Here is a 15514-nt window from a genome sequence, read left to right as displayed (position 1 = left end):
TTTTTTAGAACACAAAAAATGATAGAAAATAATATTTTACATTCAACAATAAAAGGAGAAGGCAAACCTTTATTAATTTTACACGGTTATTTTGGTATGTCTGATAATTGGAAAACATTGGGAAATCAGTTTTCAGAAGATTATCAAGTACATTTAATAGATCAAAGAAATCACGGACGCAGTTTTCATTCAGATGCTTTTAATTATGAACTTTTAGCCGAAGATTTATACAATTATATACAACATTATCAACTAGAAAATGTAAATATAGTTGGGCATTCTATGGGAGGTAAAACAGCAATGTTGTTTGCTGTAACGTATCCAGATTTGGTTGATAAATTAGTTATTGTAGATATATCACCTAAAGCCTACGAACCACATCATAATGCAATTTTAGCAGGTTTAAATTCTGTGGATTTTGCTGTTCAAAATTCAAGAAAATTAGTAGACGAACAATTGAGTAACTACATTCCAGAATTGGGTGTTCGTCAGTTTTTAATGAAAAATGTCTATTGGGTAGAAAAAGGCCAATTGGGTTTTAGATTTAATTTACAGTCCTTAACCGAAAATAATCCTGAAGTTGGTAAATCATTACCTCAAAATACCTCTTTTGATAAAGATACTTTGTTTTTAAAAGGTGAGAAGTCGGGTTATATAATTCCAGAAGAACAGTTAATTATCGATAACCATTTCCCTAATCATACAGTTACAGAAATTGCAAATGCAGGTCATTGGTTACATGCAGAAAATCCTAAAGATTTTTATGTTGCGGTTTGTAGTTTTTTAGGATAAAAATTAGGTTTAAAAAGGTTTTTATTGATAGAATAGTTGAATAATTTATGGTTTATGCCTTGTGTAAAATTTAAATAAACCAAGTTATGTAATAACTATTATCTTTGTGACTTCAAATTTTACCTTATGATGAAAAGATTTTTTCTTTTTCTGCTAATTACTTTATCTATAAATAGTTTTTCGCAAACACAAAAAGTATCTTTTAATTTAGATGCAGAAAGAAACTTATGGCAAAAATTCTCTTATGATTTAGGGAATATTGCAGGCGGAATGGGTTATGCATATTCAAGACCTTTATATTGGCAAAAACAACAATTTGCTAATTTGGGTTATGTAGCAGCAGGTACTTCAGCTTTTTATTTTATTGATGATAATGTAGATCGTTGGGCAGTAAAAAATAGAACAAACATACCAAATTGGTTAGTAAATTATGGTAATAATATTGGTGATCCAAATAATAATTATAGATTAACAGGAGCCATCTATTTAGCTGGTTTATTTAGTAAAAGTCCTAAATTAAGAAGAACAGGAGTTTTGTTAATTTCATCTGCATCAGCAGCAGGTTTATTACAGCAAGTATCAAAAAGAATTATTGGTAGAGCAAGACCAAGAATAGATGTTGGTAAAGCTACTTTCGATCCTTTTCATATAGATCGAGTTTATAATTACGACTCTTTTCCCTCAGGTCATGTAATGCTTGGTTTTACAAATGCATATGTAATTGCAAAGCAATTTAAAAGTCCGTGGATAAAAGCAGGTTTATATACCATTGGTTCTATTCCTGGTTTGAGTAGAATTTTAGATCGTTTTCATTGGATTTCTGATGTAGCTTTTTCTACAGCAATTAGTATTTTTATTGTTGAAGCTATTGATCGTTTTTTAGATACAAAGTATGATGATAAATACAATGAAATTAAAAAGGATAAAAAAGTAGCTTGGAATTTACAATTTGCACCCGGAACTTTAGGTGTAACTATGAACTTTTAGCAATTTTATCAAACTAAAAAATATTTGAAAAGTCAATAAAAAGATGGATATTCAAAACGCACAAGAACAAGTAGATAATTGGATTAAAAATCACGGAGTTCGTTATTTTAACGAATTAACAAATATGGCTCAATTAACAGAAGAAGTTGGTGAAGTTGCCAGAATTATTGCACGTAGATATGGTGAACAAAGCGAAAAAGAATCTGATAAAAATAAAGATTTAGGCGAGGAGTTAGCAGATGTTATGTTTGTTGTTTTATGCTTGGCAAACCAAACAGGTATTGATTTACAAGATGCTTTTGATAAGAAATTAGATATTAAAACAAAACGCGATCACAATCGTCATCATAATAACGAAAAGTTGAAATAATGAAATTTACAGATAAAATAAAACAACCAGAATTTTGGACTAACTTTTTAAAAGTAGCACTTCCTTTTTTTGTTGTAGTTACTTTAATTTCTTTATTTATGAATAGCTGGAGAGATATTTTTGCAGGCGATTTTGCTACAGTAGCAGAAACCAATTTTAACAACGGAAAATGGAAAAGTTTCTGGGGAATTAAAATTTTTATAAGTGTCTTTTATGGAATTTACATCACGAATAAAAATATGAAATAAAAAAAGCGACTTTTAAGTCGCTTTTTTTATGTTTTGAAATCAGAAATTAATTCAACTGAATTAAATCAATATCGCTTTCTTTTACTTTGGTATTTAGTTCTTTTACATCCTTGTTAAACAAAGCATATAATTTTGCCAATTCAAGATCAATTTCTTTTGTAATTTCATTTTTAAAAGCAATTGCTTGATTAGTTGGTGCGTAATTTCCAATACGAGTTAACGAATTTAAATGCCCCAATTTGTTGTTTAATCTAATAGGAAAATTTAAAGGATCTTGCCCACTTTTAGATTTTGTTTGATATAAAGTTTCTTCAACAACAGTCATATCTTTCACCAATTTATCAGCAAAATCAATTAACTCTTTATGTTTCTTTTTGTCTTTGATCGATTTCTTTAACAACCCAACTTGACTACGAACTTTCTTCACATTTTTTAATGCTTTATGAATTTCTGTCATTTTTTGGTTGATGTCGTTTATAAAATCAAACTGAGCTTTCATATCATTTTCAGAAGCTTCAGACATTGGGTTTTTTATGATTTTAAAATTCTTTGATTTTTTTATATCATTTACAGCCAACTCAACTTTATAAGTGCCTGGTAAAGCCATTGGTCCAGATAAAGAAGCCCACCATAAAATCATTCCTTTTACAGATTCTGCGCCATCATACATCATATTCCAGTTAAAAATATTGTTACCATCTTCAACTTTTAGTGTTCCTTCTTTCTTTTCTTTATCAGGTTTTGTCGAGAATTTTTTAACCAAATTATCATTTGCATCAAAAATAGAAATAGAAGCAACATCTTTTTCCTTTAATTCATTGATGTAATAATAAATATTTACACCTCCAGAATGGTTTGTACCTGCTGTTCTAGAAGTTCTTCCTCTACCACCAGATAAATTATAAGCATCTTTTGGTTTGTATAAAATAACATCTTCTTTTTCTGATGTGTTTAGTTGATGCAAAGGTGTTAAATCATCAATAATCCAAAGAGAACGCCCTTGAGTTGCTGCAATTAAATTATCATCTTTAATCGCTAAATCTGTGATGGGTACAATTGGTAAATTCTGTTTAAAAGATTGCCAGTTTTTACCATCATCAAAAGAAATATACATACCTCTTTCTGTACCTGCATACAATAAACCTTTGCGTTTTGGATCTGCTCTTAAAGCTCTTGTAAAATCTTCATTTGCAATTCCGTTTACAATTAATTCCCAAGATTTACCATAATTTTCTGTTTTGTAGATGTATGGTAAATAATCACCAGATTTGTATTTTGTACCTACAATATAAGCACCACCTTTTGTAAAAGGATCAATTTCTATGCAGTTAATCATCATCCATTCTGGCATTTTCTTAGGAGTGATATTATCCCAAGATTCACCATTATTTTTGGTAATATGTACTAAACCATCATCAGAACCTGTATAAATTAAACCCGGTTCTAAAGGCGATTCTGCCACAGCGAAAATAGTTCCATAATATTCTACACCAGTATTGTCTTTAGTAATTGGACCTCCAGAAGGGCCTAAAGTTTTAGGATCGTTTCTTGTTAAGTCTGGACTCATTAATTTCCAAGATTGACCCTCATCTTCTGTTGCGTGCAAATGATTAGAAGCTGCATACAATCTTTTCTTATTATTTGGCGAAAATAAAATCGGGAAATTCCACTGAAAACGATATTTAAAATCTTCAGCTCCATGACCCATTGGGTCATCTGGCCAAACATTTATAGCTCTAGTTTCGTTAGTTTTATGATTTACTCTCGTTAATAAACCACCATAACTACCACCATAAACAATATCATTATTTAAAGGATCTACAGCAATGTGTGCACTTTCTCCACCAGCAGTAGAAGACCAATCAGATTCAGTTATAAACCTGCCTCCAGTTCTATGAGAAATTCTTACAGTAGAATTGTCTTGTTGTGCAGCTAAAATTCTGTAAGGGAAATGATTATCTGTAGTAACCCTATAAAATTGAGCTGTTGGCTGATTGTTCATTGTGCTCCAATTTTCACCAGCATCAAAAGAAATTTGTGCCCCACCATCATCACCAATAATCATTCTTTGGTTGTCTTCTGGTGCAATCCATAAATCGTGATGATCTCCATGAGGAGCATTGTAAGTTTTATAAGTTTTTCCACCATCTGTAGATTTATGATAACGAACATTTAAAACATACAAAATATCTTCATCTTGCGTATCTGCATATAAACGTGTGTAATACCAAGCTCTTTGTCTTAATTTTCTTTCAGAATTGATTAGTCTCCAGGTTTTACCAGCATCAGTAGATTTATAAACGCCACCTTTTTTATTCTCGATTAAAGCATAGACGATATCAGAATTTACAGGTGAAACTGTAACACCTGCAATTCCCCAAATACCAGTAGGTAAACCTTTGTTTGTAGAAATATTGGTCCAAGTTTCACCTTCATCTGTACTTTTCCAGAGTGCAGAACCATCACCTCCAGAAGATAAACTGTAAGGAGTTCTTCTGATGTTCCATGTAGTTGCATATAAAATTCTTGGATTATTTGGGTCGATAATTAAATCGACAACTCCAGAATCTTCGTTAGAAAATAAAACTTTTCGCCAAGTTTCTCCTCCATCAGTAGTTTTGTAAACACCTCTTTCTTGAGTGGGTTTGTATAAATCGCCCATAACTCCTGCAAAAACAATATCAGAATTTTTTGGGTGAATACGCATTCTAGGAATGTGTCTAGAATTTTTTAAACCTATGTGTTTCCAAGTTTTTCCTGCGTTTTCAGATTTCCAAATTCCATCACCAGAAGAAACATTTCCACGAACGGTTTTTTCTCCCATTCCAACATACATTACATTATTATCAGACTCAGAAACGGCTACAGCACCTACAGAACCCCCAAAAAATCCGTCAGAAATATTTTGCCAGGTATTACCAGCGTCTGTAGTTTTCCATACTCCACCACCAGTTGCACCCATATAAAATAGATTTGCTTTACCAGAAACACCTGTTACTGCTGCACTTCTTCCTCCTCTAAATGGGCCAATATTTCGCCATTTTATTGCGCTAAAATATTCATCAGAAACTTTGGTAGATTTTTTTTGTGCATTAACTTTGGCATTTGCAGAAAAGAAGATGCAAATGGCCAGAAAAAGTACTTTTTTCATATTGGTTAGTTGTAATTTTAGTATAGAATTTAAAAATAAGAAATAAAATCAATTTTTAGAATGGACATATTGTTAAATGTTTTAGAAGAAAAAAAGATAGACCAAAAAATAACAATTTCTGGTTCTAAAAGCGAATCGAATAGGTTATTGATTTTACAAAATCTTTTTCCAGAACTTTCTATAGAAAATTTATCAGATTCTGATGATTCTGTACATATGCAACACGCACTTTCTACGGATGATGAATTGGTAAATATTGGTCATGCAGGTACTGCAATGCGTTTTTTAACTTCTTATTTTTCTGTAGCTAAAGGCAGAGAAACTGTGTTAACAGGTTCTGATAGAATGCAAAATAGACCTATAGAAATTTTGGTAAATGCTTTAAGAGATTTAGGCGCAAATATATCTTATGAAGCTAAAGAAGGATATCCGCCAATTAGAATTAAAGGAACTGAGATTACAACAGATAAAGTACAGATTAATGGTAATGTTAGTAGCCAATACATTTCATCATTACTATTAATTGCTTGTAAATTAGAAAATGGGTTAGAAATTGAATTAACAGGTAAAATAACTTCTATTCCTTATATTAAAATGACATTGAGTTTGCTTTCTCAAATAGGAATTGAAAGTAATTTTGAAGGGAATATCATTAAAGTTTATCCGAAGAAATCAATTGAAAAACAAACTATTGTTGTAGAGTCTGATTGGTCTTCTGCAAGTTATTTTTATTCCATTGTTGCTTTGGCAGAAATTGGATCAGAAATTCAATTATCAGCCTATAAAAAAGAAAGTTTGCAAGGCGATTCTTGCTTAGCAGAAATCTATAAACATTTTGGAGTAACAACCACTTTTGGAGATAATTTTATCACTCTAAAAAAAGAAACTGAAACTCAAAAAGAAGCTTTGGTTATTAACTTAAAAAATGCACCAGATATTGCACAAACTATTGTAGTTACTTGTTTTGCAGAGAGCATTTCCTGTAGCTTATCTGGTTTACATACTTTAAAAATTAAAGAAACAGATAGATTAGTAGCTTTGCACGATGAATTATCTAAATTAGGTGCAAATATTGCTGTAACCAACGAAACTTTAGAATTGGATATAACTTCTAGAATCCATAAAAACATTGCCATAAAAACGTATAACGATCATAGAATGGCTATGGCTTTTGCGCCTTTAGCTTTAAGAGTTCCTATTCAAATAAATAATGCTGAAGTAGTTACAAAATCTTACCAAAAATTTTGGGAAGACATGCAACAATTAGGTATTAAAATTGACGAACTTTAAAGATAAATAGCTAAACACTTGACAACGCCTGTTTTCATATCGTATATTTGCATCTTTTACAGCAAAATACATTTATGAAATTATCAAACTTCGATTTTGAACTGCCAGAAGAATTATTAGCAATTTATCCTGCAGAACATAGAGATGAGTCTCGTTTAATGGTCTTAAATAGAAAAGACCAAACTATAGAACATAAAACATTTAAAGACGTTATCAATTATTTTGATGAAGGCGATATTTTAATGTTAAACAACACCAAAGTTTTTCCTGCGAGAATGTTTGGGAATAAAGAAAAAACAGGAGCTAGAATTGAGGTTTTCTTATTAAGAGAACTAAATGCAGAAAATAGATTATGGGATGTTTTAGTAGATCCTGCAAGAAAAATTAGAATTGGTAACAAACTATTCTTTGGTGAAGACGATAGTTTAGTAGCTGAGGTTATAGACAACACAACATCTAGAGGTAGAACCTTACGTTTTTTGTTTGATGGTAGTTACGAAGCTTTTAGAGAAAAATTATTAGAACTTGGTGAAACACCTTTACCAAGAACTATAAAAAGAGAAGTTGAAGCTTCTGATGAAGAGCGTTACCAAACAATTTATGCAAAACACGAAGGTGCAGTTGCTGCACCAACAGCAGGTTTACACTTTTCTAAACACTTATTAAAACGTTTAGAAATTAAAGGAGTAGATTTTGCAGAAATGACATTGCATGTTGGTTTAGGTACTTTTAGTCCAGTAGAAGTAGAAGATTTATCGAAACATAAAATGGATTCTGAGCAAATTGTTATACCAGCTGCATCCGCAGATAAAATTAACAAAGCTAAAATAGAAAAAAGAAGAATTTGTGCTGTAGGTACAACTGTAATGAGAACTGTAGAATCTTCAGTATCATCTAACGCAGAATTAAATGCCTATGAAGGTTGGACAAATAAATTTATCTTTCCTCCTTACGATTTTAGTATTGCAAACACAATGATTACGAACTTTCACACACCAAAATCTACTTTAATGATGCAAGCAGCAGCATTTGCAGGTTATGATTTTTTAATGGAAGCTTATAAAGAAGCTATTAAAGAAGGTTATAAATTCTCTACTTACGGAGATGCAATGTTAATTATATAAAACATTTAAGAATTTTAAAATTCAAGCATTAAAACTGACAATTAGTAATTTAATTGTCAGTTTTTTTATTTTGGCGTTACCTAAAGGTCGTGCTTTTCATTATATCTTTTTTTTTCCTAAAGTCAAAAAAAGGATGCCATTACAATCACTAACGCAACCAAGTTTGTCAACAAAAAGAATACCTTCAAATTATTAGTGTATTTTTGCATTAATAACTTTAACACATTAAATTATTTAATCTATTGAATAAAAAGAAAGACATAAGAGCCTTAACCAAAGAACAGTTACGCGATTTTTTTGTAGAAAATGGCGATAAAGCTTTTCGTGGAAACCAAGTTTATGAATGGCTTTGGAACAAGTCTTTACATACTTTTGAAGATATGACTAACATTTCTAAACAAACCAGAGAAATGTTAGAAGAAAACTTTGTGATTAATCATATCAAAGTAGATTCTATGCAAAAAAGTAATGATGGTACCATAAAAAATGGTATTAAATTACACGATGGTTTAGTGGTTGAATCTGTTTTAATACCTACAGAAAAAAGAACAACAGCTTGTGTTTCTAGTCAAGTTGGGTGTAGTTTAGATTGTAAGTTTTGTGCAACTGCTCGTTTAAAAAGAATGCGTAATCTAAATCCTGATGAAATTTATGATCAGGTTGTTGTTATAGACAAACAAAGTAGATTATATCACAATAAAAAATTGACGAATATTGTTTTTATGGGAATGGGTGAGCCACTTATGAACTATAAAAATGTTTTGAAATCTATAGAAATGATAACATCTCCTGAAGGTTTAGGAATGTCATCAAAAAGAATAACAGTGTCTACTTCTGGTGTACCAAAAATGATTAAAAAAATGGCAGACGAAGAAGTAAAATTCAATTTAGCAGTTTCTTTGCACTCAGCAATAGATGAGGTTAGAACATCAATAATGCCCTTTAATACCAATTTCCCTTTAAAAGATTTAAAAGAATCTTTAGAATATTGGTATGAGAAAACCAAAAGAGCAATTACTTACGAATATGTAGTTTGGAATGGGATTAACGACAGAAAAGAAGACATTACAGCTTTAGTAGAATTCTGTAAATATGTGCCTTGTAAAGTGAATTTAATAGAGTATAACCCAATTGATGATGGCGAATTTCAACAAGCAAGTAATTCTGCCATAAATAACTATATTTCTAATTTAGAAATGCACGATATTACTGTAAATGTAAGAAGAAGTAGAGGTAAAGATATTGATGCAGCTTGTGGGCAATTGGCCAATAAAGCTTAATTTATTATTCATACATAAAACAAAAAAGAGATAATCAATATTTGATTATCTCTTTTTTTGTTTATCATATTTTACAGTTATTAACCTCTTCTTCTTTCTAATAATACAAACATCATTAAGGCTAACATAACTCTGTCATCATCATCATTATCTAACCCACCAATTTTAGATACTTTAAAGTTTTTACCTAATAAAGATTTTAATTTTGTAAGCTCAATTATCGTTTCTCCTTTAGTATTTTTTACAAGATAAGTTGGGTTAAAAAGATACCCAGTAAAAAAGCTTAATATAGGTATTTCACCAACTAAAGAGTCTAAAACTTTAATCCAAACATTTTTTTCGTTTATAACATATTGTTGTTTTTGATGCTGATCTATAATTTCATAGTGAGCATTCCACATCGATTTCCATCCTTTTCTCACAACCTTTCCAAATTCTTTACCTTTTTTATCATAGAAAGAATAGGCAGTAGAAAAATCTAGCCATTTGTCTGCTTTAATTTTATAATTTAATTCAGATTTTGTGTCGTTATTGTAAACACTGATGTCTTCTTTTAATTTAAACATTTTCTGACGTACATAAGCAATTGTATTTCCTTTACAATCTTTTGCAGTAAAGTCGTTGGCTAGCGTAGAAATATTAAATTCGAAAGTGATAGGAAATTGGATGTCTTGCACAGTAATTTTTTTAGTTTTTAATAATATAGGTTTAGTTTTGAAAGTGAAGTTTTTGTCGCATTCAAAACAATCAAATATATTTAATATTAAGCTGAAAAAGTTGTAAAAATGGAAATAAAACCGAATTAAATTTTAAAGGTTTGCGTTTTAAATCTAACCAATTTTACAGCCGAAATTTTCTTTTTATAATTTGTATTTTTGCGCAAGCTTACTGAAAAATAAATCAGCATAAAATGAAGCCAGTAGAACTTTTTAAACTACCTATTAAAAACGAGATGGAGCTCTTTGAAAAGAAATTCAAAGATGCAATGCTTTCTAAAGTTCCGCTTTTAAATAGAATTACTTATTATATAGTTCGTAGAAAAGGAAAACAAATGCGACCAATGTTTGTTTTTTTAGTAGCAAAAATGGTTTCTGATGGTGGTTTTGATGAAAGAACTTATAGAGGTGCATCTGTTGTAGAGCTAATTCACACAGCTACTTTAGTACACGATGATGTTGTAGATGATTCTAATAGACGTAGAGGTTTTTTTTCTGTAAATGCTTTATGGAAAAATAAAATTGCGGTTTTAGTGGGAGATTTTTTATTGTCTAAAGGTTTACTTTTATCCATAGATAATGAAGATTTCGATTTGTTAAAATTGATTTCTATTGCTGTTCGTGAAATGAGCGAAGGTGAGTTATTGCAAATTGAAAAAGCCAGAAAATTAGATATTACAGAAGATATTTATTTTGATATCATTCGTCAAAAAACAGCCACTTTAATTGCAGCTTGTTGTGGAATTGGAGCAGCTTCTGTAGGCGCAAAAAACGATGTTGTTCAGCAAATGCGAAAATTTGGAGAATATATTGGGATTGCTTTTCAAATAAAAGATGATTTATTCGATTATACAGATGATAAAATTGGCAAACCTACAGGTATAGATATTAAAGAACAAAAAATGACTTTGCCCTTAATTTATACTTTAAATAATTGCTCTAAAAAGGAAAAATCTTGGCTTATTAATTCTATAAAAAAACATAATAAAGACAAGAAAAGAGTAAAAGAAGTAATTAAGTTTGTAAAAGAAAATGGCGGAATTGAGTATACAGTTTCTAAAATGAATGATTACAGACAAAGAGCATTAAATATTTTAGAAACCTACCCAGCATCACCTTATAAAAAATCTTTACTACAAATGATTGATTATGTGGTTGAAAGAAAAATTTAATCTAGATTTATAACATAATTTTTAGGATGCTTAACAGCATATTTTAGTTTAAAGTTTTTAACTTCTTTTGATGGTAAATTTATTTTCCATTTTATTTCTCCAGTTTCTGTGTTTAAGACTCCTTTAGTAACATCTGTATTTAGTTCAATTTTTATTGTCTCAGACATTGAAATCGGAATTTGATCTAAAACAACAATATTAATTGCTTCATTCTTATTGTTTTTTACAGTGTAGTTCCACACTCTAGCTTCTTCTTTTTTATTACCAATAAATTGTCTAGTGGTAAAGTCTTTTTCTTTATTTCTAGCAATGGCTACATTTTTATCAACTCCTAAAGAAATTTCTAGTTCTTTTTTAGCAACTCTTGTGTCAATTAAAGTAGTACCAACAAAAGTATCTTCAAAATAAATATTGGCTTCAGCTTCTAATAAATTAAATTTTTCCCAATCTGTAATTTTTGCTACTAAAAATGCACTTTGTTCAGCTCTCGGAAAAGAATAATATTGATAATTACTAGTTATATTAAAAACCTTCATTGTTAAACTAAAGTTTTTGTTGCTAGTTTTAATAGAGTAAGGTTTTACCACTTCAAAATTCACTGTGGTTTGGTTAACTACTTGTTTGGTATTAATTGTGCTTACTTTCGTTCTTGCTTTTTCTTTTTTTATTGATGATGCTCCTCTAATAGAAAGACCAGCAACTGCTCCACTTAATGTTGTGCCAATTTTTCGATCATTTTTACGACTTCCTTTTCTGCTAGTTCCATAACCAACTACTACAATTTCATCTAGTTGATTGTAGTCTTCTTCAAGATTAACATTTATATAATTGCTATTAATAGCCATTTCTTTAGATTTAAAACCTAAATAGTTAATTAATAATGTACTATTTGTATCAGGTATTTCAAGAGAAAATTTACCATCAAAATCTGTAGTTGTTCCTATTGTTGTGCCTTTAATAGTAATAGTTGCACCAGGCAAAGGTTCTCCAGAACCACTAACAACACCAGTAACTTGATTAATGTTATTTTTATAATTAGGTGGGTTTGTACCATAATCTATAAAATACGGAATTACTTCTTTTACTTTGTTCGATTTTGTTGGGTTACCAGAAGAAAAACTTAGTTTAACATTGGTCCAATCTACTTTTGAATTTTGATATAAGTTAGCTTTGTAAACTAATTCTAAAGGAGCGTTTATATTTTTTACTCGAACATCGTAAGTTGGGTACCAACCAACATTATCTACATTATAACTTAAAATAAATTTTGTGTTTTTAGCTAGTTCAGATTTTAAACGGATTGTAATTTCACCAGAACCAAAATTCTTATTTGATGTAAAATCACTAATCTGCTTTTCTATTTTTGAAGCTTCTAAGTTTAACGTTTTTATTGCATTTTTTAGTTTAAACTCGGTTGTTTTTAATGCTTTAATTTTGCTTCCATAATAATTGGCAGCTTCTTTAAAAGTGGTAGCTGTAAGTGTTTGGTTTCCTCCAATAGTTTTGTTAGATTTTAAAAACACAACTTCTTCTTTAACAATTTCTAAATCAACATTTTTTGAGTTGATATTATTTTCAATTAATGATAATTGCGTTTTTAATTTCTGTAACTCAGGATTTTTTTTGATTTGTTTTAAGTAATCTTTCTGAAAATTTATAGCCTGAATTTCTATATCCTTAGCTTTTATTTGAATACTCTTGCTATCAATAAAAGGAGACAGATTCGTAAATTTTAAGGTGTTTTCACCTTTAGATAAAAAAACAGTTTTTTCTCTATTAACTTGTGCATTTTCAAGAAAAACTACAGCAGATTTTACTTCTGATTTTATAATTTTTTCTCTATTATTTTGCGCTTTAATAGCGATTGAAAACTGAATGCAAATAAGTAAAAAAACAACTTTTTTCATAACATATATATTTGATGGATGGTTTCTACATCAAAAATATATTTTTAATATACTAGTTAAAACTAGTATTGAGTAAGTGAGCTATTTTATTGGGTAAAAGAGAAGTTTGAGTTAGTTAAAGTTTCAATAACTCTTCTACAAAATCTCTTTGGTTAGATAATCTTGGTACTTTATGCTGCCCACCTAATTTGTCTTTTTTCTTTAGCCATTCATAAAACAAACCTTCTTTAGCTACGTGAATTTTTGGCATTGCTAAGGTCATTGAATTATAACGTTTTGCCTCGTAATCAGAATTAATAGATTTTAAAGCATTGTCTAGCATTTCAGTAAAGTAATTCATATTTTCAGGATGCTCATTAAACTCAATAATCCATTCATGCCCACCACTTTTTTTATCTTTCATAAAAATAGGACCTACAGTATAATCAGTAATAATGGCATTTGTTTTTTGGCAAGCTAATTTTAAAGCATCTTCTACGTTTTCAATATTAAGCTCTTCACCAAAAACATTAATATAATGCCTTGTACGTCCTGTAATTTTAATTCGATAAGGGTCTAAAGAAGTAAAACGAATGGTATCACCAATTAAATACCGCCATAAACCACTATTGGTTGTAATAATTAAAGCATAATCAATATCTTTTTTTACTTCAGAAATTGGTATCGTTTCAGAGTTCTCTCCTTTATATTGAGACATAGGTATAAATTCATAGAAAATTCCGTAATCTAACATCAACAATAAATCTTTAGAATCATTTCTGTCTTGAATCGCAAAAAATCCTTCAGAAGCATTGTAAGTTTCGTAATATTTAAAATCCTTTTTCGGAATCAATTTTTTATACTGTTCTAAATACGGATTAAAGTTTACGCCTCCATGAAAATATACTTCTAAATTTGGCCAAACCTCTAAAATATTATCTTTACCTGTTCTTTCTAAAACATTGTTTAAGAGCACTAACATCCAACTTGGTACACCAACTAAACTAGTAATATCTTCGTTTATGGTTTCTTCTATAATAGCATCCATTTTGGTTTCCCATTCAGCCATTAAAGCCACTTCTTGACTTGGAGCAGAACTGTAATCTGCCCAAAAAGGTAGGTTTTCGGTAATAATTGCAGACAAATCTCCAAAATAAGAATTGTTGTCTTTGTAAATCTCAGAACTACCACCCAATTTTAAACCTTTACCCGTAAAGAGTTGCGTTTCTTCGTTATTGTTAATGTATAAACACAACATATCTTTACCAGCTTTCATATGGCAATATTCTAAAGCTTCTTCACTTACAGGTATAAATTTACTTTTTGCATTTGTAGTTCCACTAGATTTTGCAAACCATTTTATATACGTTGGCCAAAATAAATTTTGCTCACCTTGCCTACATCTCTCAATTAAAGGTTCTATAGTTTCGTATTTCTGAATAGGTACGTTTTTTATAAAATCATTATAATTTTTGATGGATGAAAACTGGTGTATTTTACCAAATTCAGTTCTTTTTGCAGTAGCAACTAATTTTAAAAGTAGCTCATTTTGCACATCATTAGGATATTTTAAAAACAATTCAATTTGATGAATACGTTTTTTTAAAAACCAAGAAATTATAGAATTTACAATGGGGTAAGCCATAAATTAAGTTCGAATTTTTACGTAATTTTGTGAGAAGCTAAAAATACTAAATTTTGTTATGCAATATCAAGGAGTCTTAAAAAAAATGAAAACTGAAAATTCTACTGAAATTCAGTATTATTTAGATATGAAAACTGATTTTTTAAATATGAATCAGTTGTTAAACAAAGAAATAAAACTTTCATTTGTTACTTATGAGTGTTTAAACTGTCATTTAGAAAAGAAAATTTACAGACAAGGTTTTTGTAAATCTTGTTTTTTTGATGCTCCAAATGCTGGTGATTGGATTATGAGACCAGAATTAAGTAAAGCACATTTAGATATTGAAGATAGAGATTTGGTGTACGAAAAATCGGTGCAATTACAACCACATATTGTATATCTGGCAAATTCTAGCAACGTAAAAGTTGGTGTTACAAGAAAGCAACAAGTACCCACAAGATGGATAGATCAAGGAGCACATGAAGCTATTGAGATTGTAGAAGTACCCAATAGATATTTAGCAGGAATTACAGAAGTTGCTTTAAAAGAACATGTTGCTGATAAAACAAATTGGCGTAAAATGCTAAAGAACGATATTGAAGATGAAAATTTAGTTGAGTGGAGAGATAAGTTAAAAGCTTACATACCAGAAGAAGCTAAAGAATACTTCATAGAAAATAATTCTGAAACGAATATTAATTTTCCTGTTGTAAAATATCCAACCAAACCTAAAAGTTTAAATTTGATAAAAACGCCAAACTATACAGGAAAATTAGTAGGAATAAAAGGGCAGTATTTAATTTTTGATGACGAAACTGTTTTTAATGTAAGAGCTAATGAAGGTTTGGTGGTTTCTATAGAATTATAAAAG

The 15514-nt window shown here is 29.8% G+C and carries 13 protein-coding genes; 9 read left to right on the top strand and 4 right to left on the bottom strand.

The window, feature by feature from the left end; genetic code table 11:
* The first annotated feature begins 18 nt into the window (after window positions 1–18).
* The 4 genes from BW723_RS02885 to BW723_RS02870 all read left to right on the top strand — a co-directional run bounded on the left by BW723_RS02885 (window position 19) and on the right by BW723_RS02870 (window position 2397).
* Window positions 19–792, top strand: coding sequence for an alpha/beta fold hydrolase (locus tag BW723_RS02885; protein ID WP_068362548.1), 774 nt, complete (start codon window positions 19–21; stop codon window positions 790–792).
* Between the two features lie 126 nt (window positions 793–918).
* Entirely contained in the window at window positions 919–1779 is an 861-nt protein-coding gene (locus BW723_RS02880) for a phosphatase PAP2 family protein (RefSeq protein WP_068362551.1), read from the top strand.
* A gap of 43 nt (window positions 1780–1822) precedes the next feature.
* Window positions 1823–2149, top strand: a complete 327-nt coding sequence (locus BW723_RS02875) for a nucleotide pyrophosphohydrolase (protein WP_068362558.1) — start codon at window positions 1823–1825, stop codon at window positions 2147–2149.
* A complete protein-coding gene (locus tag BW723_RS02870) occupies window positions 2149–2397 on the top strand; it encodes a hypothetical protein (RefSeq protein ID WP_068362561.1) in 249 nt (82 codons plus the stop codon). The genes BW723_RS02875 and BW723_RS02870 overlap by 1 nt, the downstream gene beginning before the upstream one ends.
* Before the next feature lie 46 nt (window positions 2398–2443).
* On the opposite strand, the gene BW723_RS02865 is transcribed toward BW723_RS02870, so the two are convergent.
* Window positions 2444–5548, bottom strand: coding sequence for a WD40/YVTN/BNR-like repeat-containing protein (locus BW723_RS02865; RefSeq protein WP_068362564.1), 3105 nt, complete (start codon window positions 5546–5548; stop codon window positions 2444–2446).
* A gap of 60 nt (window positions 5549–5608) precedes the next feature.
* Between BW723_RS02865 and BW723_RS02860 the strand changes: the two genes are divergently transcribed.
* The 3 genes from BW723_RS02860 (at window position 5609) to rlmN (ending at window position 9242) form a co-directional block, all read left to right on the top strand.
* Entirely contained in the window at window positions 5609–6838 is a 1230-nt protein-coding gene (locus tag BW723_RS02860; protein WP_068362568.1) for a 3-phosphoshikimate 1-carboxyvinyltransferase, read from the top strand.
* Between the two features lie 74 nt (window positions 6839–6912).
* Window positions 6913–7962 carry a tRNA preQ1(34) S-adenosylmethionine ribosyltransferase-isomerase QueA gene (gene queA, locus BW723_RS02855; RefSeq protein WP_068362570.1) on the top strand — a complete coding sequence of 350 codons (1050 nt, stop codon included), beginning with the start codon at window positions 6913–6915 and terminating at the stop codon, window positions 7960–7962.
* A gap of 242 nt (window positions 7963–8204) precedes the next feature.
* Window positions 8205–9242: a dual-specificity RNA methyltransferase RlmN gene (gene rlmN, locus BW723_RS02850; protein ID WP_068362572.1), complete on the top strand. Its 1038-nt coding sequence runs from the start codon at window positions 8205–8207 to the stop codon at window positions 9240–9242.
* Between the two features lie 80 nt (window positions 9243–9322).
* On the opposite strand, the gene BW723_RS02845 is transcribed toward rlmN, so the two are convergent.
* Window positions 9323–9919: an LURP-one-related family protein gene (locus BW723_RS02845; RefSeq protein WP_068362575.1), complete on the bottom strand. Its 597-nt coding sequence runs from the start codon at window positions 9917–9919 to the stop codon at window positions 9323–9325.
* Window positions 9920–10152: 233 nt separating this feature from the next.
* Between BW723_RS02845 and BW723_RS02840 the strand changes: the two genes are divergently transcribed.
* Window positions 10153–11130 (top strand): polyprenyl synthetase family protein, encoded by a 978-nt coding sequence (locus BW723_RS02840; RefSeq protein ID WP_068362577.1) that lies wholly within the window; start codon window positions 10153–10155, stop codon window positions 11128–11130.
* On the opposite strand, the gene BW723_RS02835 is transcribed toward BW723_RS02840, so the two are convergent.
* Window positions 11127–13037 (bottom strand): DUF4139 domain-containing protein, encoded by a 1911-nt coding sequence (locus BW723_RS02835; protein ID WP_068362579.1) that lies wholly within the window; start codon window positions 13035–13037, stop codon window positions 11127–11129. The two genes, BW723_RS02840 and BW723_RS02835, sit on opposite strands and share 4 nt — an antisense overlap.
* 115 nt (window positions 13038–13152) lie before the next feature.
* Window positions 13153–14661 (bottom strand): GH3 auxin-responsive promoter family protein, encoded by a 1509-nt coding sequence (locus BW723_RS02830; protein WP_068362581.1) that lies wholly within the window; start codon window positions 14659–14661, stop codon window positions 13153–13155.
* Between the two features lie 58 nt (window positions 14662–14719).
* Between BW723_RS02830 and BW723_RS02825 the strand changes: the two genes are divergently transcribed.
* On the top strand, window positions 14720–15511 hold the full coding sequence (locus BW723_RS02825) for a DUF2797 domain-containing protein (protein WP_083139815.1): 792 nt from the start codon (window positions 14720–14722) through the stop codon (window positions 15509–15511).
* Window positions 15512–15514: the final 3 nt, after the last annotated feature.

The sequence above is a fragment of the Polaribacter reichenbachii genome (genome assembly GCF_001975665.1).
In the GTDB taxonomy this organism is placed as follows: Bacteria; Bacteroidota; Bacteroidia; order Flavobacteriales; family Flavobacteriaceae; genus Polaribacter; species Polaribacter reichenbachii.
Note: the sequence above shows the minus strand (reverse complement) of the source record. Positions and strands in the feature narration are given on the sequence as shown.

Coding starts and splice junctions, on each gene's coding strand:
- BW723_RS02860 (WP_068362568.1), top strand. CDS start 5,609: ATGGACATATTGTTAAATGTTTTAGAAGAAAAAAAGATAGACCAAAAA.
- queA (WP_068362570.1), top strand. CDS start 6,913: ATGAAATTATCAAACTTCGATTTTGAACTGCCAGAAGAATTATTAGCA.
- BW723_RS02825 (WP_083139815.1), top strand. CDS start 14,720: ATGCAATATCAAGGAGTCTTAAAAAAAATGAAAACTGAAAATTCTACT.
- BW723_RS02870 (WP_068362561.1), top strand. CDS start 2,149: ATGAAATTTACAGATAAAATAAAACAACCAGAATTTTGGACTAACTTT.
- BW723_RS02875 (WP_068362558.1), top strand. CDS start 1,823: ATGGATATTCAAAACGCACAAGAACAAGTAGATAATTGGATTAAAAAT.
- BW723_RS02835 (WP_068362579.1), bottom strand. CDS start 13,037: ATGAAAAAAGTTGTTTTTTTACTTATTTGCATTCAGTTTTCAATCGCT.
- BW723_RS02885 (WP_068362548.1), top strand. CDS start 19: ATGATAGAAAATAATATTTTACATTCAACAATAAAAGGAGAAGGCAAA.
- BW723_RS02830 (WP_068362581.1), bottom strand. CDS start 14,661: ATGGCTTACCCCATTGTAAATTCTATAATTTCTTGGTTTTTAAAAAAA.
- BW723_RS02840 (WP_068362577.1), top strand. CDS start 10,153: ATGAAGCCAGTAGAACTTTTTAAACTACCTATTAAAAACGAGATGGAG.
- BW723_RS02880 (WP_068362551.1), top strand. CDS start 919: ATGATGAAAAGATTTTTTCTTTTTCTGCTAATTACTTTATCTATAAAT.
- BW723_RS02865 (WP_068362564.1), bottom strand. CDS start 5,548: ATGAAAAAAGTACTTTTTCTGGCCATTTGCATCTTCTTTTCTGCAAAT.